The organism is Cryobacterium sp. LW097 (assembly GCF_002205495.2).
Lineage (GTDB): Bacteria > Actinomycetota > Actinomycetes > Actinomycetales > Microbacteriaceae > Cryobacterium > Cryobacterium zongtaii.
Window position 1 is genome coordinate 322,978 of the sequence record NZ_CP021992.1, and the last position, 23,072, is coordinate 346,049.

At 67.2% G+C, this 23,072-nt stretch carries 21 protein-coding genes; 13 read left to right on the forward strand and 8 right to left on the reverse strand.

The features are described 5' to 3' along the window. The first annotated feature begins 9 nt into the window (after nt 1–9). Nucleotides 10–864 carry a carbohydrate ABC transporter permease gene (locus B7495_RS01550; RefSeq protein ID WP_088455034.1) on the forward strand — a complete coding sequence of 285 codons (855 nt, stop codon included), beginning with the start codon at nt 10–12 and terminating at the stop codon, nt 862–864. After that, a complete protein-coding gene (locus B7495_RS01555; RefSeq protein ID WP_088455035.1) occupies nt 861–1,850 on the forward strand; it encodes a glycoside hydrolase family 43 protein in 990 nt (329 codons plus the stop codon). Before B7495_RS01550 ends, B7495_RS01555 begins: the two co-directional genes overlap by 4 nt. A gap of 61 nt (nt 1,851–1,911) precedes the next feature. Here B7495_RS01555 and B7495_RS01560 read toward each other — a convergent pair whose 3' ends face one another. After that, nucleotides 1,912–2,583, reverse strand: a complete 672-nt coding sequence (locus tag B7495_RS01560; protein WP_088455036.1) for an ABC transporter ATP-binding protein — start codon at nt 2,581–2,583, stop codon at nt 1,912–1,914. Nucleotides 2,584–2,620: 37 nt separating this feature from the next. Beyond that, nucleotides 2,621–4,099 (reverse strand): ABC transporter permease, encoded by a 1,479-nt coding sequence (locus B7495_RS01565; RefSeq protein WP_088455037.1) that lies wholly within the window; start codon nt 4,097–4,099, stop codon nt 2,621–2,623. Between the two features lie 181 nt (nt 4,100–4,280). On the opposite strand from B7495_RS01565, the gene B7495_RS01570 reads away from it, so the two are divergent. Together B7495_RS01570 and B7495_RS01575 are read left to right on the forward strand one after the other, a co-directional pair. Continuing rightward, the gene (locus tag B7495_RS01570; RefSeq protein ID WP_088455038.1) at nt 4,281–5,027 is read left to right on the forward strand and encodes a response regulator transcription factor; all 747 of its coding nucleotides are present in this window, start codon (nt 4,281–4,283) and stop codon (nt 5,025–5,027) included. After that, nucleotides 5,027–6,547 carry a cell wall metabolism sensor histidine kinase WalK gene (locus tag B7495_RS01575; protein ID WP_088455039.1) on the forward strand — a complete coding sequence of 507 codons (1,521 nt, stop codon included), beginning with the start codon at nt 5,027–5,029 and terminating at the stop codon, nt 6,545–6,547. Before B7495_RS01570 ends, B7495_RS01575 begins: the two co-directional genes overlap by 1 nt. Nucleotide 6,548: 1 nt before the next feature. Here the strand turns inward: B7495_RS01575 and B7495_RS01580 are convergent, their stop codons facing one another. Both B7495_RS01580 and B7495_RS01585 read right to left on the reverse strand, forming a co-directional pair. Further along, on the reverse strand, nt 6,549–7,061 hold the full coding sequence (locus tag B7495_RS01580; protein WP_240632342.1) for a MarR family winged helix-turn-helix transcriptional regulator: 513 nt from the start codon (nt 7,059–7,061) through the stop codon (nt 6,549–6,551). A gap of 10 nt (nt 7,062–7,071) precedes the next feature. Next, a complete protein-coding gene (locus B7495_RS01585; protein WP_370028213.1) occupies nt 7,072–8,841 on the reverse strand; it encodes an MDR family MFS transporter in 1,770 nt (589 codons plus the stop codon). 316 nt (nt 8,842–9,157) lie between these two features. On the opposite strand from B7495_RS01585, the gene rplJ reads away from it, so the two are divergent. From rplJ to B7495_RS01600, 3 genes are all read left to right on the forward strand, one after another. Continuing rightward, nucleotides 9,158–9,673: a 50S ribosomal protein L10 gene (gene rplJ, locus B7495_RS01590; RefSeq protein ID WP_088455040.1), complete on the forward strand. Its 516-nt coding sequence runs from the start codon at nt 9,158–9,160 to the stop codon at nt 9,671–9,673. Between the two features lie 51 nt (nt 9,674–9,724). Then, entirely contained in the window at nt 9,725–10,108 is a 384-nt protein-coding gene (rplL, locus tag B7495_RS01595; RefSeq protein ID WP_066592329.1) for a 50S ribosomal protein L7/L12, read from the forward strand. A 162-nt stretch (nt 10,109–10,270) separates the two neighbouring features. Continuing rightward, the gene (locus B7495_RS01600; RefSeq protein ID WP_088455041.1) at nt 10,271–10,774 is read left to right on the forward strand and encodes a MarR family winged helix-turn-helix transcriptional regulator; all 504 of its coding nucleotides are present in this window, start codon (nt 10,271–10,273) and stop codon (nt 10,772–10,774) included. Nucleotides 10,775–10,804: 30 nt separating this feature from the next. On the opposite strand, the gene B7495_RS01605 is transcribed toward B7495_RS01600, so the two are convergent. Together B7495_RS01605 and B7495_RS01610 are read right to left on the reverse strand one after the other, a co-directional pair. Beyond that, nucleotides 10,805–11,761 carry a DNA-3-methyladenine glycosylase gene (locus tag B7495_RS01605; protein ID WP_088455042.1) on the reverse strand — a complete coding sequence of 319 codons (957 nt, stop codon included), beginning with the start codon at nt 11,759–11,761 and terminating at the stop codon, nt 10,805–10,807. A gap of 89 nt (nt 11,762–11,850) precedes the next feature. Next, complete coding sequence (locus B7495_RS01610; protein WP_088455043.1) at nt 11,851–12,861, reverse strand: LacI family DNA-binding transcriptional regulator; 1,011 nt, start codon at nt 12,859–12,861, stop codon at nt 11,851–11,853. A 339-nt stretch (nt 12,862–13,200) separates the two neighbouring features. Here B7495_RS01610 and B7495_RS01615 point away from each other — a divergent pair, with 339 nt between their 5' ends. The 4 genes from B7495_RS01615 to B7495_RS01630 all read left to right on the forward strand — a co-directional run bounded on the left by B7495_RS01615 (nt 13,201) and on the right by B7495_RS01630 (nt 18,719). After that, entirely contained in the window at nt 13,201–14,478 is a 1,278-nt protein-coding gene (locus B7495_RS01615) for an ABC transporter substrate-binding protein (RefSeq protein WP_240632343.1), read from the forward strand. Nucleotides 14,479–14,631: 153 nt separating this feature from the next. Next, the gene (locus B7495_RS01620) at nt 14,632–15,765 is read left to right on the forward strand and encodes a carbohydrate ABC transporter permease (protein ID WP_088455045.1); all 1,134 of its coding nucleotides are present in this window, start codon (nt 14,632–14,634) and stop codon (nt 15,763–15,765) included. Next, nucleotides 15,762–16,736, forward strand: a complete 975-nt coding sequence (locus B7495_RS01625; protein WP_088455046.1) for a carbohydrate ABC transporter permease — start codon at nt 15,762–15,764, stop codon at nt 16,734–16,736. The genes B7495_RS01620 and B7495_RS01625 overlap by 4 nt, the downstream gene beginning before the upstream one ends. Before the next feature lie 90 nt (nt 16,737–16,826). Then, nucleotides 16,827–18,719, forward strand: a complete 1,893-nt coding sequence (locus tag B7495_RS01630; protein ID WP_088455047.1) for an ABC transporter ATP-binding protein — start codon at nt 16,827–16,829, stop codon at nt 18,717–18,719. A 37-nt stretch (nt 18,720–18,756) separates the two neighbouring features. Here B7495_RS01630 and B7495_RS01635 read toward each other — a convergent pair whose 3' ends face one another. Together B7495_RS01635 and B7495_RS01640 are read right to left on the reverse strand one after the other, a co-directional pair. Then, entirely contained in the window at nt 18,757–19,416 is a 660-nt protein-coding gene (locus B7495_RS01635) for a DUF305 domain-containing protein (RefSeq protein WP_088455048.1), read from the reverse strand. Beyond that, a complete protein-coding gene (locus tag B7495_RS01640; protein ID WP_088455049.1) occupies nt 19,397–20,083 on the reverse strand; it encodes a DUF3105 domain-containing protein in 687 nt (228 codons plus the stop codon). Before B7495_RS01640 ends, B7495_RS01635 begins: the two co-directional genes overlap by 20 nt. A 273-nt stretch (nt 20,084–20,356) precedes the next feature. Between B7495_RS01640 and B7495_RS01645 the strand changes: the two genes are divergently transcribed. Further along, nucleotides 20,357–21,721: a cystathionine beta-synthase gene (locus tag B7495_RS01645; RefSeq protein WP_088455050.1), complete on the forward strand. Its 1,365-nt coding sequence runs from the start codon at nt 20,357–20,359 to the stop codon at nt 21,719–21,721. A 13-nt stretch (nt 21,722–21,734) separates the two neighbouring features. Then, on the forward strand, nt 21,735–22,895 hold the full coding sequence (locus B7495_RS01650; protein WP_088455051.1) for a cystathionine gamma-synthase: 1,161 nt from the start codon (nt 21,735–21,737) through the stop codon (nt 22,893–22,895). The last annotated feature ends 177 nt before the right edge of the window (nt 22,896–23,072 follow it).

Below are 23,072 nucleotides of genomic sequence, written 5' to 3' on the forward strand. Positions count from 1 at the left end.
GGATCATCGATGACTACTCTCACTCCGCGACGGGTGTCGGGACCCGCACGCCTTCGGCGTGGTGCCCTCTACGCCGCGCTGATCGTCGTCGCCCTCACGATCATCCTGCCCCTCGTCTGGATCGTGATCACCTCATTCAAGACCGACACCGATGTCATCTCGAATCCGTATTCAATCCTTCCGAACCCGTTTTCAGTCGACGCGTACGGGACTCTGGCCAGCGGCCAACAGCCGATCTTCCGCTGGCTGCTCAATAGCCTCGTCGCGGCCACGCTGCAGACCGTGATCGTGCTGGTGACCGCCTCGATGGGCGCCTACGCGCTCGCGCGGCTGGAATTCACGGGAAAGAAGTTCATCTTCGGGCTCATCATCGGCACCCTCCTGGTGCCGCCGGTGATCTTCCTCATTCCCAATTACCTGATCGTGCAGAACCTCGGTTGGCTCGACACCCTGTGGGCTGTCTCCGTCCCCGGCGCGGCGGGTGCCTTCGGCATCTTCTTCCTGCGCCAGTTCTTCGTCGGGCTGCCGACCGAGATCGAGGAAGCCGCGCGTATCGACGGGGCCGGGGATATCAGGATCTTCCTCCAGATCGTGCTGCCGCTGGCCAAGCCCGCGTTGTCGACGCTGGCAATTCTGACCTTTCTCGGCAACTGGAATGACTTCCTGTGGCCCATCTACGTTCTGCTGAGCCCGGAGAACCTCACCCTGCAGCCCGGCCTGTCCCAATTGCAGGGCGCCTATTCCACCCACTTCAGTATCGTCATGGCCGGCGCGGTCATCGCTTCGGTCCCGGTGCTTGTGCTGTTCTCGCTGGCCCAGAAGCAAATCGTTGAAAGTGTCGCCAGCTCGGGCGTGAAGGGGTGAGTCTGCGGCGGGCCGCCGCCTCTGTCCTCGTGTGTGCGGCGGTGGCGTTCCTCGGCGGTTGTGGGCCGGCCGGGTCTCTGGATGCCGCCGCAACCGACGTGCCGGCAGCCTTCGCGATAGACCAGGATTTTCCCGACCCGGATGTGCTGCTGGTCGGTGACACCTACTACGCGTACGCCACCAATTCGCTCACCGCAAATGTCCAATTCGCTACCTCCACCGATCTCCAGTCGTGGGAGGTGCAGGATGGCGACGTTCTGCCTGACCTCCCGGACTGGGCCAACACCGGGAGGACCTGGGCGCCGGAGGTGACCTCTGGTCCGGATGGCACCTTCCTGCTCTACTTCACCGCCGCCGACAGGGCCTCAGGCCTGCAGTGCATCGGCGTCGCCAGCGCCGCATCGGCTACCGGCCCGTTCGTGGCAACATCGACGCTGCCGTTGATCTGCCCGACCGGCGAGGGAGGCGCGATCGACGCCGGCGCATTCGTCGATGCGGACGGGAGCAGATGGCTGCTCTGGAAGAACGACGGCAACTGTTGCTCCCTGGATACCTGGCTGCAGCTGTCACCGCTCTCGCCCGACGGCCGCACACTGACTGGCGAACCGACCAGGCTCATCAAGCAGTCGGAGGAGTGGCACGGCACCGTGGTGGAGGCCCCGATCCTGATCCGTCATGACGACGAGTACGTGCTCTTCTACTCGGCGAACAGTTACGCCGATGACAGTTACGCCATGGGTTTCGCCACGGCGCCGACACTCCAGGGGCCCTACACGAACGGTGCCGAACCGCTCTTCAGTACGGAGAGTTCCGGCGACCGCTATCTCGGCCCTGGCGGTCAGGACGTGGTCTCCCCGGGCCCGGACCAGCCCGGTGGTGACCAGATCGTGTTGCACTCCTGGGATCCGGCCTACGTCTACCGGGGGATGAGCGTTCTGCAGCTTGACTGGGTCGACGGGCGCCCGACGGTGGTCCCACCGGCCTGACGCCGAGCCGGCGGATTCCAGATGGCATCCGCCGACTCAGCGCGATCGCTCGGCACGGACCTCAGCCGAGGTCCTTGACCACACCCTGCTTGATCAAGAGGCGCCTCTGCGCACGCTTCGCGACAGCCGAATCGTGGGTGACCACGATCAGGGTCAGCCCCTTCGCCCGCCACAGGCCCTCGAGCAAGTCCATGATCTCGTCACGGGTCTGCTCGTCGAGGTTCCCGGTGGGCTCATCGGCCAGCAGCACCGTGGGCTCCTTGACCAGGGCGCGGGCGATCGCGACGCGCTGCTGCTGGCCGCCGGAGAGCTCCGCGGGCAGGTGGCTGCCGCGCTCGCCGAGCCCGACGGAGTCGAGCGCCGCCGCGGCCCGCGAGATGCGCTCCGCCGTGGGAACCCCGAGCGGCGCCAGTGCGGTCTCCACGTTCTCCTGCGCGGTCAGGGTGGGGATCAGGTTGAACCCCTGGAACACGAAGCCGATCTCGCGCGCCCGGATTTGCCCCAACGGCCCCTGGCCGAGCTTGGACAGATCCGCACTGCCCAACTCGATGGTGCCCTCGGTGGGCCGGTCGAGGGCGCCCAGCATTTGCAGCAGCGTGGACTTTCCGCCGCCGGTCGGCCCTTGGATGGCGACCATCTGTCCATCCGGAATGGACAGGGTGACCTTGTTCAGGGCCGTGACCGAGCGCTTGCCCTGGTCGTATTTCTTGGTGACATTGGTCAGTTCATACATGGGAGCTCACTTCTGGTGATGAATTCGACGGAGGGGGTCACGCGATGCTGCGCAGTGCCTCGGAGGGGCTCAGGCGCGAGGCGCGCCAGCCGCCGATCGCGCCGGCGAGCAGACCGCCGAGCACGGCGAGACCGACGGCGATGAGGATGACCGACAGGGTCACCGGCACCTGCAGAACGATGTCGGAGGTGGTCGCTTCCACCATGGCCTGACCGAATCCGCCGGCACTGCCGCCGGGGCCGCCCATGGCGGATGCCGGGTCGGCGGTGGCCGCGCCCGCGGTGAGCGTGGGGGCCGCGAGGTTGATCACCAGGATGCCGGCCAGGCCGACCGCGATGCCGACGACGCCGCCGATCAGGCCCTGAACCAGGGATTCACCGGCCACCTGGCGCACGATCCGGCCGTTCGACCAGCCGATCGCCTTGAGGGTGCCGAACTCCCGGGTGCGCCGGGTGACGCCGGAGATCGTGAACAGGATGGCGATCAGGAACGCCGCCGCGAGCACGATGAGCGACAGCCAAAGGCCGAGGTTCTTCACCAGGTCGGCGGCGCTGGAGAGCGACCCTGACACGCTCGAGGCGAGGTCGGACTGGGTCTGCACCGTGGCCTCCGGCAGGGCGGTCTCGACGTCGGCCTGGATCTGCTCGATGTCGGTGGAGGACGCGGCCTGCACGTAGATGTCGGTGACCTGATCGGTCAGGCCGGACAGGGTCTGGGCGACGTCGAGCGGGATGTAGACGTTGGAGGCCGTGGCGGCATCCGCCGAGGAGGCCGTGACCAGGCCGACCACGGTGAAGTCGGTGTCGGCGATGGCGACGGTGTCGCCCACGACGAGTTCGGCGGTGGTGGCGTAGTCGGCGTCGAGGACGGCGACATTGGTGCCGGCGTCGGTGGTCTCCAGGCTGCGTCCGTCCGTGAGGCTCACGGCCGAGAGGGGCCCGACGGCCTCAGCGGCCGGGTCCAGGCCCAGCACTGTGAAGGAATCGACGCTGAAGGAGCTGCCGCCGGCACCGTCGGGTCCACCGCTGGGCGGGGTTCCGCCGGCCGCGTCGTCCCCGGTCTGCGGTGTCCCGGCGGAGAAATCGGGCAGGGCGCCGTCGAAGGTGGTGTTGCTCAGCGACAGGGTCGCGGCGGCGGCGGAGACGTTGTCGATGCCGCCGACGGTGTCCAGCGCCGTGGCGTCGAACGCGGTGGTGCCCCGGTCGACGGAGAGCCTGGACTGGCTGACGGTGGTGGTCCCGTCGGCGGTGGCGCCGGCATCCGCGCCGAAGTCGAAGTTCGCCGGCCCGCCGGCGCCTGCTTCGCCCTCGGTGGGCGCGGCCGGGGTCTGGCTGACGGTGATGTCGGTGCCGACGCCGTAGACCGAGGCCAGCACGGTGGACTGTGCCAGCTGTACTCCGCTCGACACTGCGTTGACGATAATGACCAGGGCGATGGCGAGGGCCATGCCGATGGCGACGATGGCGGTCTGCTTGCGGCGACCCGCCAGCTCTCGTCGCAGATACGTGACAAACATCGATTCTCCAGTCCGGCGGCAGGGAGGTTCCCGCCGTTGCCTTCGAAGCTAAGGAGCCCGGTTATGGCTGCACTATGGCCTGCCTATGAATTAGCCCAGGAGTCCGCAGGGTCCCGCTCTCTCAGGATCGTCGTGGGCGGCGCATAGCCGGTTCATAGGAAAGGCGGGGATACTTCGGAGCATGAGCACCCGAACCAACGAGCAGCCGGCCCACGGACCACGCCTTCGCAAGGCCGACGGCTCCCCGATCCGGGTGCTCGTCGTCGACGACGAACCCACCCTCACCGACCTGCTCTCGATGGCCCTCCGCTACGAGGGCTGGGAGGTGCGCACGGCCGGGGAGGGCCGGGCCGCGCTCACCCTGGCGCGGGAGTTCCGGCCGGACGCCATCGTGCTCGACATCATGCTGCCCGACATCGATGGTCTGCAGGTGCTCCAGCGGCTGCGGGCGGATGGCTATCAAACGCCGGTGCTCTTTCTCACCGCCAAGGACTCGCTCGACGACCGCATCGCCGGTCTCACCGCCGGCGGCGACGACTACGTCACCAAGCCGTTCAGCCTGGAAGAGGTCGTCGCCAGGCTCCGCGGCCTCATCCGGCGCTCCACGATGGCCGTCTCCGACTCCAGCGATCCCCGCATCACGGTGGGCGACCTCACCCTCGACGAGGACAGCTACGAGGTGTTCCGCGCGGGCGAACAGATCGAGCTGACCGCGACCGAGTTCGAACTGCTGCGTTTCCTGATGCGCAACCCGCGCCGGGTGCTCAGCAAGGCCCAGATCCTCGACAGGGTCTGGAGTTACGACTTCGGCGGCAAGTCGTCTGTGGTGGAGATCTACATTTCCTATTTGCGCAAGAAGGTGGACGCCGGTCGCGAACCGATGATCCATACCGTGCGCGGCGCCGGTTACATGCTGAAGATCGCCTGATGAAACCCGGAGCACCCGTCGGCGACACCCCCATCATCCCGACCCGCAGCGGCCGGGCGCCCTGGACCCTGCGCCGCCGACTGGTTGTGGCCGTGGTGGGACTGCTTGCCCTTGTCAGCCTGGTCATCGGGGTGGTGAGCGTGGCCATCCTCAGCGCCAACCTGATGGACGGCCTCGACCAGCAGGTCAAGGGCGCCGCGGAACGCTCCAGCGTCTTCTTCGACCGCCGGCCGAACGGCGACTTCACCCTCGCCACGCCCACGGCCAGTGATGTTCTGAATGGGCCCTCCCAACCCCCTGGCACCCTCGCGCTGGTCTACGACGGCACGACCGTCACAGCCGGCTACACCGATGACACCGGTGCCGTCGTGGCGCTGAGTAGCGACCAGGTCACCCAGCTCATCACCGAACTCGATACCGCCGTGCAGAAGGGCGGCACGTCCGTTCCGTTCAGCGTGAACCTCGGCGGCGACGTCGGCGAGTACCGGGTACTGGCCGAAACGGCGCGCTCCGGTGCCCTGTACCTGGTGGGCCTGCCGGTCGCCAGCGTGACCGGAACGGCCACCCAGCTGGCGCTCATCATCGCGATCGTGTCGCTGGCCGGCATTGTGCTGGTGGCATTCCTCGCGACCGCGATCGTGCGTCTGGCCCTGCGTCCGCTGCAACGGGTGACGGCCACGGCCACCCGGGTCTCCGAACTGCCGCTGGACCGCGGCGAGGTGCTGCTCGTCGACAGGGTTCCGGCCGCAGACACCGACCCCCGCACCGAGGTCGGCCGGGTGGGCTCAGCGCTCAACCGGATGCTCGACCACGTCGATATCGCACTGGAAACCCGGCAGGCCAGCGAGAACAAGGTGCGCCAGTTCGTGGCGGATGCCAGCCACGAACTGCGCACCCCGCTCGCGTCGATCCGCGGTTACTCCGAGCTCACCCGGCGCAGCGGCCAGGAACTGCCGCCCGACGCCATCCACGCTCTCGGGCGCATCGAGTCGGAGTCGGTGCGGATGACCGGTCTCGTCGAAGACCTGCTGCTGCTCGCCCGCCTGGACGAGGGTCGCGAGCTGGAACGGGAACCCGTGGACCTCACCATGCTGCTCGTCGACGTGGTCAGCGACGCCCATGCGGCCGGCCGGGACCACCGCTGGGACCTCGACCTGCCCGAAGAGCCCGTGCTGGCGGCCGGCGACGGTCCGCGCCTGCACCAGGTTTTCGCGAACCTGCTGGCCAACGCCCGCGTGCACACCGACGCGGGCACCCGGGTGCAGGTGGCGCTCAGCGTCGAGGGGCCAGACGCCGTGGTCACCGTGACCGACGACGGTCCCGGCATCCCGGAGAACCTGCAGGAGACCCTGTTCGAGAGGTTCGCCCGCGGCGACAGCTCCAGGTTCCGCGGCACCGGCGGCAGTACCGGTCTCGGCTTGGCCATCGTGCAGGCCGTGGTTCTGGCCCACGACGGCGAAGTCACGGTGGACAGTCGGCCGGGGCGCACCAGCTTCCGCGTGGCGCTGCCCCTGGCCTGACCTACCGTGCGCCGTCGGGGGAGTTCAGCCGTTTCAGCAGCAGGGCGAACTGCTGCAGGTCGGCTTCGGGCCACGCGGTCAGCCGGCCGTGCAGCAGGCTCTTGTCGCCTCCCGGCACGGCCGCCATCTTCTCCATCGCCAACGGGGTTGCCGCGAGGAACCTGGCGCGCCCGTCGGCCGGGTCCGCGGCCAGCTCGAGCAGGCCGAGGTCCTCGAGCAGCCGGGCCTGACGGCTGATCACACTGCGGTCCACCTCGAGCAACTCGGCCAGCGCGCTGGCGTGCGTGGGTCCGCAGCGTCGCAGGGTGCGCAGGATCTTGAGGCCGAACGGTTGCAGCGCCGGGTCGATGCGCAGGGCCGAATCGCGCAGGGCGCCGCGCACATAGGCCGCCAATTGCATCATCTGCTCCTCGACGTCGGCCAAGGCCTCGGCGGCCTCGGTCGCGGTGTCGGGGGACAGGGCGGCCGTGACGCCGGGCTCGGGGACCGGGGGAAGCTCGCCGTGGTCGGTCATGACCATCACACTAGCGACCGGTGCTCGGGTTTTCCGACGGGTCGGTGCCGGGCTGCACGCGGATCGAGCCGGTTGGGTGGGCCAGGCCCACCGGGGTGAGGCCGGCGGCGGCAGCGCCCACTTCGATCAGCATGTCCTCGGCGTCTTCGAGTTCGCGCAGGTCGTTGTCCTCGAGGTTTTCGGGTGCCTTCTTCGTCGCCTGGGCCTTGGTCAGGGCGATGGCGGTCTGGGTACCGAGCGACGCGTTGGGCATCAGCGCGACCATCACCAGGGTGATCACGGCAAGCGGCACACCGAGCAGGAAGACCGTGCCGACGCCGGTGCCGTAGGCCGACTCGACGACGACGCGGATGGCGTCAGGCAGGGTGTTGACGTGCGGGATGACGCCGGAGCCCAGCGTCTTCACCGCGATGGCCTGGTCGGCCGGCGCGAGGGTGCCGATGCCATCCTTGATGTTCTGGGCCACGACGGTGCCGAGCACCGAGCCGAGAACCGAGACACCGATCGTGCCGCCGAGGCTGCGGAAGAACGTGACAGCGCTGGTGGCCACACCCAGGTTGGTGACCTCGATCGAGTTCTGAACGACCAGGACCAGGTTCTGCATGACCATGCCCAGGCCCGCGCCGAGCACGAACATGAAGATACCGACCAGGATCAGGTTGGTGTCGTACTGCAGGCTGCCGAGCAGCAGGAGTCCGGCGACCACGAGGACCGAACCAGAGACCATGACGGCCTTCCACTTGCCGGTGCGGCTGATCAGGGTGCCGAACAACGTGGACGAGATGAGCAGGCCGCCCATCATCGGGATGGTGAGCAGGCCGGACTGGGTGGGCGTGGCCCCGCGGGCCAGCTGCATGTACTGGCTGAGGAAGACGGAGGTGCCGAACATCGACACGCCCACCGAGATGCTGGCGACGGTGGCGAGGGTGAAGGTGCGGTTCTTGAACAGCGTCAGCGGGATGATCGGCTCCGGCACCGTGAACTCGACGATCACGGCGGCGATGAGCAGCAGCGCGGCGGCGGCGACCATGACGAAGGAGGTGACGGATGCCCACTCGAAGTTGTTGCCGGCCAGGGTGACCCAGATCATCAGCAGCGAGACGCCGCCGGCGATCAGCACGGCACCGAGGTAGTCGATCTTCACCACGCGCTTGACCCGCGGGGGCAGGTGCAGAGTGCGCTGCAGGAGCACGATGGCCACGATGGCGACGGGCAGGGCGATGAAGAAGTTCCAGCGCCAGCCGAAGGCATCCGTCACCACGCCGCCGAGCAGCGGGCCGCCGACGGTGCCGAGGGCCATGACGCCGCCGAACAGGCCGGCGTACTTGCCGCGGTCCCGGGGGCTGATGATGTCGGCCATGATGATCTGGCTGAGCGCGGCGAGACCGCCGGCGCCGAGGCCCTGCAGCACGCGGAAGCCGATGAGGGTTCCGGTGTCCTGCGAGAAGCCGGCCAGTGCCGAGCCGATCACGAAGGTGGCCAGGGCCAGCTGGATGAGCAACTTGCGGTTGAAGAGGTCGGCGAACTTGCCCCAGATGGGCGTGGACACCGTGGTGGCGAGCAGGGTGGCGGTGATGACCCAGGTGTATGCGGACTGGTCACCCTTCAGGTCGGAGATGATGATCGGCAGCGAGGTGCTGACCACGGTTCCGGCGAGGATCGACACGAACATGCCCAGCAGCAGGCCGGACAGGGCCTCGAGAACCTGGCGCTTGGTCATGGAACCGTCGGCCGTGATGGCCCGGTTCGGGGGAGTGGTGGTGCGAGAACGGCGTGACATGAATCTCCAGCTAGATAATTGACAGATGTCAACTATAAATACATAGTGGACCTTTGTCAACTAGTTTGCGAAGCCGCGTGGGCGTTGGCCCGATTTGCGCACCGCCAGGGGGATCCCGTATGGTGGGGAACAGCCAAAGACCGCCGGTTGTCGCTGCCCAGAAATGGAAAAGCGATCGAAGGTTCATTCACGTGAACGGCCCGCGCAGGTGTTCGAAGTTAGCCAGTCAAACTGGCCTCAGCTCCGGCGCTTGCGCTGGAGCTTTTTTCATGTCTGCGCCCCGGGCTACCGGCACATGAATATTTAGAGGAGCGCCATGGCGAACAAGGAAGCAACGGTCGCCGAGCTGCAGGAGAAATTCCAGAGCTCGACCGCCGTTCTGCTCACCGAGTACCGCGGACTCACTGTTGCGAAGCTCAAGGAGCTGCGCACGTCCATCAGTGAGGACGCCACGTACGCCGTGGTAAAGAACACGCTCACCAAGATCGCGGCCAACAACGCCGGCATCACGTCTTTCGACGAGGAGCTCGTTGGTCCGTCCGCTATCGCTTTCGTACACGGTGACCCTGTCGCCGTCGCGAAGAAGCTGCGTGCCTTTACCAAGGCAAACCCTCTCCTGGTTGTCAAGGGCGGTTACTTCGACGGTAACCCCCTGACCGCCGCAGAGGTAGGCAAGCTCGCCGACCTCGAGTCCCGTGAAGTTCTGCTCGGCAAGCTTGCCGGCGCCTTCAAGGCCTCGCTGTTCGGAGCCGCATATCTGTTCAACGCACCGCTGTCGAAGGCTGTTCGCACCATCGAAGCGCTGCGTGAAAAGCAGGAGTCCGCGAACTAGGCATCTGCCTGTACCGCGGTGAGTAACTAAGAAACTAATAGGAGAAAAATCATGGCAAAGCTTTCCACTGAAGAGCTGCTCGAGCAGTTCAAGGGCCTCACCCTCATCGAGCTCTCCGAGTTCGTCAAGGCATTCGAGGAGACCTTCGAGGTCACCGCGGCTGCACCCGTCGCCGTCGCCGGAGCCGCTGGCCCCGCCGCCGCTGCCGAAGAGGTCGAAGAGCAGAGCGCGTTCGACGTCATCCTCGACGCCGTTGGCGACAAGAAGATCCAGGTCATCAAGGTTGTGCGCGAGCTCACCAGCCTGGGCCTCGGCGAGGCCAAGGCCGTTGTCGATGGCGCGCCGAAGGCCGTCCTCGAGGGCGTTGCGAAGGAAGCTGCCGAGAAGGCAAAGGCTTCCCTCGAGGCCGCTGGCGCCACCGTCACCCTCAAGTAATCTCGCCCCGCAAGGGGTTAGTTGCTCGCACGGGCGTCGCATCCATTGGATGCGGCGCCCGCTGCCGTTAACCCGCGAACTGTGAGAAAAGCACCAAAACTCTCGAGTTTCTGGGGCTTTCCTCACGGGTCGCGGGCGATTCGGCCTGTATATGGTGGGGGGATGCCCGCAGCACTTCCTGACATCCTCGGGGACCTCGTGTCCGTCAACCACCGGCTCACCCGCGTCGCGGCCCGTGCAGCGCGCGGCACGGAATCGCCCGCTCTGTGGCGCACCCTCAGCGTGCTGCTCTCCAGCGGCCCTATCCGCCTGGGCGACCTGGCCGAGCGCAGCCGGGTCTCGCAGCCCACCGCCACCAAGCTGGTGGGCAGCCTCGTCGACCGAGGCTGGGTCGAACGCGCCGGCGACCCCGACGATGCCAGGGCCAGCCTCATCGCCAGCACCCCGGCGGGTGTCGCGGCTCTGATCGCCTGGCGGACCGAGCTGGTCGCCGCCCTGCTGCCCTACTTCGCCGACCTGCCCATCGACGATGTCGGCACCCTCGAACGCGCCGTCGCCATCCTGCGCGACAGGGTCGAGGTCGGCGAGCGGATGGCCGCACCGCACCGCGTAACGCCGCCGGACCGGATGGCGGCGCCGCCCCGCCCGGCCTCCGAGCCCCGGTGACCGCCCATTCAGCGTGTGCGGCCGGCCCGGTTAGTGCGAGCGGTGGTCCTGGATGGTCATGCGCGGGCCGCGGCGCGGGGCGCGGTAGCCGCTGCCCAGGATGAGGCGCACCACACGCTGGCGGTGTCCCGCGAAGGGATCGAGCAGTTCGAGCATGCCGTCGTCGTCGACGGGGGATCCGGTCAGGGCCCAGCCCACCTGGGCGGCCAGATGGTAGTCGCCCACGCTCACCGAATCGGGGTCGCCGTGCGAGCGCTGAGTCACCTCCGCGGCGGTCCAGCGGCCGACGCCGGGCAGGGACTGCAGCCGTCGTGAGGCCGTGACGGCGTCGACGGGCCGGTCGAGAGATGCCGCCACGGCCGCAACAGAAACGGCCGTGCGTGAGCGGCGCGGATCGACGCCGGCCCGGTGCCAGTCCCACGACGGCACCAGGCGCCAGCGTTCCGGTCCGGGGGAGACCATCATCCCCGCTGGTGCGGGGCCAGGGGCCGCCTCGCCGTGCTGGCGGATGAGCCGGTACCAGGCACGGTGGGCTTCGAGAGTGGTGACCTTCTGTTCGATGATTGCCGGGATCAGCGCCTCGAAGACCAGCCCGGAGCTGCCCAGCCAGACGCCGGGGTTACGGCGGCGGACCTCGGCAAGAACACCGTGGCCGCCGAGGTCGAGTCCGGTCCAGTCGTCGCCGTCGCCCAGCAGGGCGGGCACCTGGGCGATGCACCACTCGGCGCCCGGTCCCCAGGCCTTGGCGTCGACGCCGCCGTCGGCGGCCTGCCGAAGCAGCAGGGTCGCCGGTCCGAGCGGGGTGCGTTGGGTGCGCCAGAGCCCGGCGGCATCGGCGCGGGCGGTGGGGTCGCCGCGACCGCGACTGTGCGGGGCCATGGTGGCCGCCAGGTCGAACGGGCGCCGGGGTGCGTACCGGGTGGATGCCCGGGGGGTGGCATCCCGGTCCGTGCCGGCGCTGGCGTCGTCTGAAGGGTCGGAAATCATCCCCTCGAGGCTAACCCGCGCCGCTGACGGTCTGGGGCGACCACCCCAACTGTTGCGCACGGCAACAGTTGCGGAGCCGGGTCACCGGGTCACCGGGGTGCGCTGGTGCTGGAGCGCATGACCAGGTTGGTCGGCGCCCTGGTGAGCCCGGGTGTGACCGGCGCCGACGGCTGCTCGAGCGCACCCAGCAGGGACTCAACGGCCATCCTGGCCTGGTTGCGCGGGTGCTGTTCGATGGTGGTGAGCCGGAACATCTCGGCATACGGATGGCCGTCGATGCCGATCACCGAGAGCTCGGACGGGATCAGGATGCCGAGCTCCCTGGCCGCGACAATGAGGCCGAACGCGATCTCGTCGCTCGCCGCGAAGACCGCCGTCGGCCGCCGGTGCGGATTACCGAACAACGCCAGACCGGTCTCGTACCCCCCGGGAACCGTGAAGGCGCAGGGGGCGAAGCGGCCATCCCTGGACAGGCCGGCGGCGTGCATGGCCGAGTTGAAACCGGTGAGCCGTTTGGTGTGCACGGCAAAGTCCATCTGGTCCACCTGATCACCGCCGACATGACGGATATCGGTGTGCCCGAGGCTGATCAGATGTTCGGTGGCCAGGCGCGCGGCCGCGATGTCGTCGATCGCGATGGTATGCACGCCGGGGATCTCACCGCCGATGCCCACCAGAGGACGGCCCAGCCGGTGCAGGAGCTCCACCTCGGCATCGCTGAGCTCGACGCCCACGGAGATGACACCGTCGAACCGCTTGCGGGCGAGGAAGAAATCGAAGACCCGCTCCCGTTCGGCCGAATGTGCGGGGAGGTTGTAGAGCGTCATGTCGTAGCCCTCGGCGAGCAGGGACTGCTCGAGGCTCTCCAGGATCTCGGAGAAAAACCAGCGGCTGATGAAGGGAATGATCACGCCGATGCTCTTGGTCCGGCCGGTCACCAGGCTGGCCGCATTGGGCGAGGCGACGTAGCCGATCAGGGCGGCGGCGTCGACCACCTTCTGACGCGTTTCGTCCGACACGTAGCCCCGGCCGCTGAGCGCCCGGGAGGCCGTGGCCTTGGCGACGCCGGCCATGCGTGCTACATCCGCGATCGCGCTCATGCCAGCCTCCCCGTCGTTGGAACCGCTCTGGCCACCATATCTCCTCGGCGGCCGGGCTGGAATCGGTTCCAGAAATTCGACACCGAAGTGTGACCGGTTTGAAGCGTCGTTGGCATGAGAGCGCGATCTTTGTCAATCTGTAACCATATTGGGCTTGTGTCGAACGAATCTGTGCCGTACTTTGTGGTGTGGAACCGGTTCCTTGTGCAACCGTTTCCAGCACGACGAGCAGTTCCTGCAGCACCTTGGTGTTTGTCCGGGGGATCCCGGCGCACCGCAACCACTCAACGAGGAGGAAGAATGCGGTCATTCCACCGCCGAATCACAGCACCTATCGCCATGGTCGCGATTGCCGGGCTGACATTGGCCGGCTGTTCCGGTGGTCCCGGCAGCACGAGCGCCGAAGCCGGAGCCGAGGGTGACGGTGTCGTCACCGTCTACGGCACCATCGCTGACACCGAGGCCGAGCTTCTCGAAGAGTCCTGGAAGGCTTGGGAAGAAGAGAACGACATCGACATCCAGTACGAGGCGTCGAAGGAATTCGAAGCTCAGATCGCCATTCGTGCTCAGGGCGGCAGCGCTCCAGACCTCGCGATCTTCCCGCAGCCCGGCCTGATGGCCGACCTCGCCAGTCGCGACTTCCTCAAGCCGGCCCCCTCGTCCGTTGAAGACAACGTCGACGAGTTCTGGTCGTCCGACTGGAAGGCATACGGCACCGTCGGCGACACGTTCTACGGCGCTCCGCTGATGGCCAGCGTCAAGGGCTTCGTCTGGTATTCCCCGGCCAAGTTCACCGAGTGGGGTGTCGAAGTTCCCGAGACCTGGGACGAGCTCCTCGCCGTGACGAAGACCATCCAGGAGAAGACCGGCAGCGCCCCGTGGTGCGCCGGATTCGGCTCTGGTGACGCAACCGGTTGGCCGGGCACGGACTGGGTCGAGGACCTCGTTCTGCGTGAGGCCGGCGCTGAGACCTACGACAAGTGGGTTGCCAACGAGATTCCGTTCACGGACCCGGCGATTGCATCCGCATTCGACTCCGTCGGCGAGATCCTGCTGAACCCGTCCTACGTCAACGCCACCTTCGGCGATGTGAGCTCGATCAACAGCATCGCGTTCGGTGACGTAGCCACGCCGCTCGCCGAGGGCACCTGCGCCCTGCACCACCAGGCCTCCTTCTTCGACGGCTTCATCACGGATGCCGGCGGCGAGGTCGGTCCCGACGGTGACGTGTGGGCCTTCATCACCCCGGCCCAGGAGGCCGGCAGCCAGGCTGTCACCGGTGGTGGCGAGATTGTCGGAGCGTTCTCGGACGACGCAGACACCCAGGCCGTGCAGACGTACCTCTCCAGCGATGACTGGGCGAACAGCCGCGTCAGCCTCGGCGGGGTCATCAGCGCCAACTCGGGTCTCGACCCGGCCAACGCGCAGAGCCCGATCCTGCAGGAAGCCATCAAGATCCTTCAGGACTCGGAAACCACTTTCCGCTTTGACGCCTCCGACCTGATGCCCGGCTCCGTTGGCGCCGGCACCTTCTGGAAGGGAATGGTCAACTGGATCAATGGAGCCCCGACGGGTGAGGTGCTCACGAGCATCGAAGCCGGCTGGCCCTCCAACTAGTCTGGTTCGACAACCGGCTCGTCTAACAGCCCAACCGTGCGGGTCGTCCTCTGAGGAGGGCGACCCGCACCCCCTACTGGTGTACCGGGGCGGTGGTATTCCGCCCCACCAGCAAAACACTGTGAGTCCGCAGTCGTACTCGAGAGGTTTCACATGTCGGCATTCCTTGCCTGGCTGGCTGACTTGCCGCCCCTGGTTCAAGTCCCCATCATCATTCTCGCGTTCGTGGCCCTGGTGGCCGCGATCCTGTTCTTCGTCGAAATAGCCCCGCGATCGGGCACCGTTTACACCGTCATCCGTCTCGCCGTCTGCATCGCCGCACCCCTGCTGATCCTGGTCGCTGCCGGATCGTACTGGTGGGCCATCGCCGCGGCTGCCGTCCTCGGTGGGGTCTTCTTCATCGTCGACTACCGCTCGTGCTCCGGCGCCGGCTACCTCTTCCAACTCTTCGGCTTTCTCGCGCCGGCCATCCTGCTCCTGATCGTCGGCCTCGTCATTCCGACCATCCAGACCACGGTGCAGGCGTTCATGAACTCGCGGGGAACCGAGTTCATCGGCTTCGACAACTTCATCTGGGTGTTCACGCAGCCCGAGGCCATCCGCACCGTACTCAACACGATCGTCTGGGTGCTCATCACCCCGCTCGTATCGACGATCGCCGGCCTGGCCTACGCGGTCTTCATCGACAAGAGCCGCGGTGAGAAGTACTTCAAGATCATGGTCTTCATGCCCATGGCCATCTCCTTCGTCGGGGCGTCCATCATCTGGCGCTTCATCTACACGGCGCGTCCGGCCGACCAGAATCAGATCGGCCTGCTCAACCAGATCGTGGTGTGGCTCGGCGGCAACCCCGTCGACTTCCTCGCCGTCGCACCCTGGAACACGGTCTTCCTGATCGTCGTGCTGATCTGGGTGCAAACCGGATTCGCCATGGTGGTGCTCTCCGCGGCCATCAAGGGTGTGCCGGCCGAGCAGCTGGAGGCCGCCGAACTCGACGGCACCAACGCGTGGCAGAAGTTCACCAACGTCACGGTTCCCGGCATCCGCAGCGCCCTCATCGTTGTCCTGACGACGATCTCCATCGCCTCCCTCAAGGTCTTCGACATCGTCCGGACCATGACGGCAGGCTCCAACGACACGAGCGTCATCGCGAACGAGATGTACACGCAGTTCAAGAACTTCGAGCAGGGCCGGTCCGCCGCCTTCGCCGTGATCCTGTTCCTGCTCGTCCTTCCGATCGTCGTCTACAACGCCCGCCAGATTCAGAAGCAGAGGGAAATCCGATGAGCGCGATTCTTCCGGTGGAGCTCCCCGTCGACAAGAACACCAAAAACCAGCTCCGCCGCGGCGAACGCCGCGGGGAGTTCACCGCGGCCAAGCGCACCAAGAAGCGGTTGACCAGCCGGGGCGCCACGATCGCGGCACTCGTGATCGCTGTGCTCTGGACGGTGCCCACCTTCGGTCTCTTCGTCTCCTCGTTCCGCCCGGCCCAGGAGGTGCGCACCACCGGATGGTGGACGCTCTTCTCGAACTGGGGCCTCACCCTCGACAACTACAGCGAGGTGCTCCAGGCCGGTAACAGCCAGCTGAACCTGGCCGGCGCGTTCATTAACTCGATCGCGATCACCCTGCCGGCCACGCTGCTGCCCCTGATCATCGCCAGTCTCGCGGCCTACGCGTTCGCGTGGATCAACTTCCGCGGCAAGAACGTGCTGTTCATCGCGGTTTTCGCGCTGCAGATCGTTCCGCTGCAGATGGCCCTGGTGCCGCTTCTGCAGTTCTTCTCACGGGGTGAGATCTTCGGCTTCCCGGTGGTCTCCTCGATCAGTGACGCCGGCGGCTATTCGCAGGTGTGGATCGCACACACGATGTTCGCTCTGCCGCTGGCCATCTATCTGCTGCACAACTTCGTGTCTGAGATCCCCGCCGACGTCATCGAGGCGGCGCGGGTCGACGGCGCCGGTCACGGGCAGATCTTCTTCCGGATCGTGCTGCCGCTGACCATGCCCGCGATCGCGTCCTTCGCCATCTTCCAGTTCCTCTGGGTCTGGAACGACCTGCTCGTGGCGCTGATCTTCGCGGATGGCGCGGTGGCACCGATGACCAAGCTGCTGGCCGAGATCACCGGTAGCCGGGGCCAGGACTGGCACCTGCTCACAGCGGGCGCGTTCATCTCGATCCTGGTTCCGCTGATCGTCTTCTTCAGCCTGCAGCGCTACTTCGTGCGCGGCCTGCTGGCCGGTTCCACGAAGGGCTAACTTCCTCACCTGGCCGGGCCGGCACTGGACTCGGCTGTGACGGACCGGTCCCGGATTTCCGGGGCCGGTCCGCTGTCTTAGAGTGAGACCATGAGCGGATCGCACGGCACGGGCGGACGTCCCCCTGAAGAGTTTCGTGGCCGCCGCAACCGCGTCAGCGGTGACGACCCGGCCGCCCAGAAGGCGCAGAACGCCGAAGCGCCCGAGATTCCCAACCTGTTCGGCCGCATCAGGGCGCTGTTCGCCCCGCACGCCCGGAAGCTCACCGTCACCGTCATCCTGGTGCTGATATCTGCGGCACTGTCGGTGCTTCCGCCGCTGCTGATCCAGCGCGCGTTCGACGAGGGTCTGTTCCCGCCCTCTGGCGGCCCGGACCTGCAGCGGCTGACCGTGCTGGTGGCGCTGATGATCGCGGCCTATCTCACCACCGCGCTGCTGGGCGTCTGGCAGACCTGGCTCACCGCAACCGTGGGCAACTCGGTGATGGGTGAACTGCGGGTGCGGCTGTTCACCCACCTGCAGGCGATGGAGCTGAGCTTCTTCACCCGCACCAAGACCGGCGTGATCCAGTCCAGGCTGCAGAACGATGTCGGCGGGGTGGCGAGCGTGCTCACCAACACCGTCTCCAGTGTGCTCGGCAACGCCGTCACGGTGATCGCCGCGTTCGTGGCAATGCTGCTGCTCAACTGGCAGCTGACGATCGTGGCCGTGATCCTGATGCCGATCTTGGTCTTCGCACAGCGCCGGGTGGGCCGGGTCCGGGCCCGCATCGCGGGCAAGACCCAGGAGTCCCTCTCCGACATGACCGCGATCACCCAGGAGACCCTGAGCGTGTCCGGCATCCTGCTGTCCAAGAGCTTCACCCGGCAAAAGGCCGAGATCGCCCGGTACGCGCACGAGAACGACAACCAGGTGCACCTGCAGGTCAGCCAGCAGATGAGCGGCCAGTGGTTCTTCGCCATGGTCAGCATCTTCCTGTCCAGCATCCCGGCCATCGTCTACTTGGTGGCCGGCCTCCTCCTCACGAACAGCGCCACCGACATCACCGCGGGCACCGTCGTGGCCTTCACCACGGTTCAGGCGCGGCTGCTCTTCCCTTTGCTGGGGCTGATGCGGGTGGCCCTGGACCTGCAGACCTCCAGCGCACTCTTCGCGCGAATCTTCCAATACCTCGACCTCACCCCCGCCATCAGCGACGCTCCCGGTGCCCGCCCGGTGCCCGCAGTCACCGGTCGGGTGCAGTTCGACGCCGTCACCTTCGCCTACCCGGATGCCGACGCCGACGCCCGGCCGACCCTCGACGCGGTCTCGTTCACGATCGAACCCGGCGCGTTCGCCGCCTTCGTCGGGCCCAGCGGCGCGGGCAAGACCACGGTGTCGTACCTGATCCCGCGCTTCTACGAGGCGACGGGCGGCCGGGTGCTGTTCTCCGGGGTCGACGTGCGTGACCTCGAGCAGGAGTCGCTGGTCTCCCACATCGGCATCGTGAGCCAGGAAACCTACCTCTTCCACGCGACCATCGCCGAGAACCTCCGGTACGCCAAACCCGAGGCCACGGATGCCGAGCTCGAGATCGCCGCGCGGGCCGCGAACATCCACAACACCATCGCGTCTTTCCCGGACGGCTATGACACCGTGGTCGGCGAGCGGGGCTACCGGCTCTCCGGCGGCGAGAAGCAGCGGGTGGCCATCGCCCGGGTGCTGCTGAAGGACCCTGAGGTGCTGATCCTCGACGAGGCGACCAGCGCCCTGGACGCGATCTCCGAGCGGGTGGTGCAGGCCGCCCTCGATACCGCTTCCCGGGGGCGCACGACCATCGCCATCGCCCACCGCTTGTCGACGATTGTGACCGCCGACGTGATCTTCGTCATCGACCACGGTCGCGTCGTCGAGGCCGGCACCCACCAGGAGTTGCTCGCCGAGGGTGGCACCTACGCATCCCTCTACGCCGAGCAGACCCCCGTGCAGGCTCGCGAACTGTGAGATAGGCCCAGAAAACCTCGAGTTTCTGGTGCTGAGGTCACGGCTCGCGGTCGGCGAGCATGGACTCCATGAGGGTGATCTCGGCCTCCTGGGAGATGATCACCGAGTTCGCAAAACCGAGCACCGAGGTGTTGTTGGCGCGATCTTGCACCGACTCGGCCATTTCGACGGCGCCCAAGTGGTGGGCGATCATCAGGGTGAGGAACCGGCGCTCGGCGTCGACTCCCGTCGACGCGGTGAGGCCGGCGATCTGCTCGTCGGTGGCGAGCCCGGGCATCGGGGCGCCCGGGGTGTGGGTTCCCTCGGGGTGCGCGTGAGAGGTGTCCGAACGGCCGGGCCGGGTCATCCAGGTCATCGAGGGTTCGGGGCCAGCCTGGGACAGGTCCCACTCGGTGAGCCAGCCGTAGAGCTGGCCGGCCTGCTGCGCCTGGGTAGTGGCGATGTCGTAGCCGAGCAGGCGCACATCCGCCGTCTCGGTGCGGTCGCGGATGATCATGGCCAATTCGACCCCCTGCAGGTGGTGCACCTGCATGTCGCGCGCAAAACCGGCCTCGGCGCTGGTCGATGTGGGCGTGGGATTGTCGATGGTGCTCAACCGGCCGACGGAGAAGCCGACCAGGCCGATCGCGACGGCCGCAATCGCGGCCGTGACGACCAGCGCGGCACGCCGGGCCGAGCTACGCCTTTCCGGGGGCATCGTAGGCGCCGGTGCAGAGCGCGCCGGGTTCGGGAACGTTGTTGCTCTTCCAGTGCTCTTCGAAGAACGCGGCGATGCGCTCATCGTCGGCCGAGTCGACCTGCAGCTGCACGTTCCAGCCGCTCACCACGATGGGGGCGGGCAGGCCGTCGAACGGCGAGAGGATCACGTAGGTGGACGGGAGCGCCTGCTTGAGCGTGGCCAGCTCGTCATCGGACATGGCGGGGTCGTAGGTCACCCAGAGGGCACCGTGCTCGAGGGAGTGCACGGCGTTCTCGTTCGGCACTGGTTCGGTGTAGACGCCGCAATTCAGCCAAGTGGGATTGTGGTCGCCGCCGGCGGGCGGAGTCTGCGGGTACGAGACGGGGGTCTCCACGTGCAACGAGGCGTTCTCGAATGTTTCCACACCGTCGATGTCGGCACCGTCGCCACCGGCGGAGTAGCTCGCGCTCTGCGGGGTCAGCACGATCGAGGTGATCAGCAGGCCGATGACCGCGACGGCCACGGTGATCCCGCTGATCAGGCCGATGCGCCGGTTGCGGGCGCTGCGTTTTTGATCGCGGTGGTACTGCTCGAGCTTCTGGGCGCGCTGCGCCGCCCGTTGCTGCTTGACGCCGGGCTTGGGCGACGAAGATCCGGATGTGCCGGTTGGCGGGGCAGGGGTCACGAGGGGCCTCTTTCGTTTGCTGTGCACTTATTCGAACGCATGCACCGGTGCGTGGGCTTCCTCGGTTTGTGATCTCACAGATGCTTCACAGGCTGGCCGCGCCTCCCGGGCGGCGACTAGAGTGAAGGAGTGATCACCCTGACGTCGTGTCCCTGTTGCTGCTTTCGCTAGCCGACCCGCACACTCACACTCTCGGTACCAGGACCGCCCACCCAGGCCAGCGGCCACGCCTGCATCGTCCCGCGACACGTCGATCGACGTAAGGATCCCATCATGAAAATCGCCGACACCATTCTCGACCTCATCGGCAACACGCCGCTGGTCAAGCTGCACAAGGTCACGGAGGGCGTGTCCGCCACCGTGCTGGTCAAGCTCGAATATCTCAACCCCGGCGGGTCCGCGAAGGACCGCATCGCGACCCGCATCATCGACGCCGCCGAGCGTGACGGGCAACTGCTGCCGGGCGGCACCATCGTCGAGCCGACCTCCGGTAACACCGGCGTCGGCCTGGCCCTGGTGGCCCAGCAACGCGGCTACAAGTGCGTATTCGTGCTGCCGGACAAGGTGGGCGAGGACAAGCGCAACGTTCTCACCGCCTACGGCGCCGAGATCGTCGTGACACCGACATCCGTCGCCCCCGACGACCCCGAGTCGTACTACAGCGTGTCGGACCGCCTCGCCCGCGAGATCCCCGGCGCCTTCAAGCCCAACCAATACGCCAACCCGAACGGCCCGCTCAGCCACTACGAGTCCACCGGCCCGGAGATCTGGCGCGACACCGACGGAACGGTCACCCACTTCGTCGCCGGCGTCGGCACCGGCGGCACCATCACCGGAACCGGCCGCTACCTGCGGGAGGTGTCGAACGAAGCCGTGCGCATCATCGGCGCCGACCCCGAGGGGTCGGTCTACTCCGGCGGCACCGGTCGGCCCTACCTCGTCGAGGGCGTCGGCGAGGACTTCTGGCCTGGCGCGTACGACCCGGCCGTTCCGCACGAGATCATCGCGGTCTCCGACGCCGACTCCTTCGCCATGACCCGCCGTCTCGCCCTCGAAGAGGGCATCCTGGTCGGCGGCTCCAGTGGCATGGCGGTCGTCGCGGCACTGCGGGCCGCGAAGGACCTGCCCGCCGACGCCGTCGTGGTCGTGCTGCTGCCGGACGGCGGCCGCGGCTACCTGGGCAAGATCTTCAACGACGGCTGGATGCGGAGTTACGGCTTCTCGAATGCGCCCGCCGGTCACACCGTCGCCGACCTGCTGCACTCCAAGACCGGCACCCTTCCGGCGTTCGTCTATGTGCACCCGAACGACACCGTGCGCGACGCCATCGAGACCATGACCTCGGCGAGCGTGTCACAGCTGCTCGTACTGACGGCCAAGCCGCCCGTCGTGATGGGCGAGGTTGTCGGTGCGCTCGACGAGCGCAGCCTGATGGGCCGGGTGTTCTCCGGCGAAGCCCAGCTCACCGACAAGGTCGGCTCGATCGTGGGCGACGCCCTGCCACTGATCGGCGTGAACGAGCCCGTCGGTTCGGCGCGCGCCGCGTTCGCCGAACACGATGCGCTGCTCGTCACCGACGGCGGCAAGCCGCTCGGCGTGATCACCCGGCACGACCTCCTCACCTACCTCAGCGTCTGAAAGCGATAACACCATGAGCCAGTCCGAGAACCAGAAGTTCAACACCATCGCCATCCACGCCGGTCAGGAATTCGACCCGACCACCGGCGCCGTCATCCCGCCGATCTACCAGACCTCCACCTACGTGCAGGACGGCATCGGGGGACTGCGCGGCGGCTACGAGTACAGCCGCGGCGGCAACCCCACCCGCACGTCACTGGAAACCATGCTCGCCGCACTCGAAGGCGGCCGGCACGGGCTGTCGTTCGCCAGCGGCCTCGCCGCCGAGGACAGCCTGCTGCGCGCGGTCCTCGTTCCGGGTGATCACGTGGTGCTCGGCAACGACGTCTACGGCGGCACGCACCGGCTGATCAACCGGGTGCACGGCGCCTGGGGTGTGCGCAACACGACGGTGGAGATGAGCGACCTGACCGCTGTCGAGGCCGCGATCCTCCCCGGCGAAACGAAGATCCTCTGGGTGGAGACGCCGAGCAACCCGCTGATGAAGATCAGCGACATCGCCGGCCTCGTCGAGATCGGCCACCGCCACGGCGTGCTCGTGGTCGTGGACAACACCTTCGCGTCCCCCGCCCTGCAGCAGCCCCTCGCCCTCGGCGCCGACGTCGTCGTGCACTCCACCACCAAGTACCTCGGCGGACACTCCGACGTCATCGGCGGCGGCCTGGTCATCAACGATGACGAGCTCGCCGAGAAGGTCAAGTTCATCCAGTTCGCGGCCGGCCCGGTGTCCGCGCCGCTGGACGCCTGGCTCACCGTGCGCGGCATCAAGACCCTCGCGGTGCGGATGGACCGGCACAGCAGCAACGCACTCACCATCGCCCGGTACCTCCAGACCCACCCCGCCATCGAGAAGGTCTACTACCCGGGCCTGGAAAGCCACCCCGGCCACGAGCTGGCCAAGGCACAGATGAGTGCCTTCGGCGGCATGCTCTCCCTGGCGTTCCGCGGCGGCGAAACCGCGGCCCGGCGGTTCGCCGAGTCGATGCACCTGTTCCAGCTGGCCGAATCGCTCGGCGGCGTCGAATCGCTGGTGAACTACCCGTCCGAGATGACCCACGCCTCGGTGCGCGGAACCGAGCTCGAAGTGGCCACCAACATCGTGCGCCTGTCGGTGGGCATCGAAGACATCGACGACCTGCTGGCCGACCTCGCTCAGGCCCTGCCCAGCGCCTGAGGCCGGCGCCGGGTGGTGCTGTGGCAGCACGCGGTCACTCCGGGGTGGCGGGAAGTCGATGAACCATGTCAGTTCTGCCATTGGCGGGGCCGCGCGGATCGGGCACACTGGACCCAAGGGAGCGGTTTTACTCCCAACCAGGTCTTTTTCCCCTCCCCGTGACCGATCAGAGAGAAC